The following is a 351-nucleotide window of genomic DNA, read 5'->3' on the forward strand; positions in this document are numbered from 1 at the left end:
GTCTGGTGGAGCCCGACCGCGACCTGCTGGCCGAGCACTACGCCGAGCACGAGGGCAAGCCGTTCTACGAGCCGCTGCTCGAGTTCATGCTCTCCGGCCCCTCGGTCGCCATCCGTCTCGCGGGCAACCGCGTGATCGAGGGCTTCCGCTCGCTCGCCGGCACCACCGACCCGACGACCGCTGCGCCCGGCACGATCCGTGGCGACTTCGGTCGCGACTGGGGCCTCAAGGTGCAGCAGAACCTCGTGCACGGCTCGGACAGCCCCGAGTCCGCCGCGCGCGAGCTCGGCATCTGGTTCGACTGAGAACCCGTCCGCACGTGAAAAGCCCGCCCGCCGAGTCTCGGCGGGC

1 protein-coding gene is annotated in these 351 nt (G+C 71.2%); it reads left to right on the top strand.

Going from position 1 to position 351, the window contains the following annotated elements:
* Positions 1 to 305 (top strand): nucleoside-diphosphate kinase (locus tag L687_RS28310; protein ID WP_021199176.1); only part of this gene is annotated, 305 nt, incomplete at its 5' end.
* Between the last annotated feature and the right edge of the window lie 46 nt (positions 306 to 351).

The organism is Microbacterium maritypicum MF109 (assembly GCF_000455825.1).
Taxonomy (GTDB): Bacteria; Actinomycetota; Actinomycetes; order Actinomycetales; family Microbacteriaceae; genus Microbacterium; species Microbacterium maritypicum_A.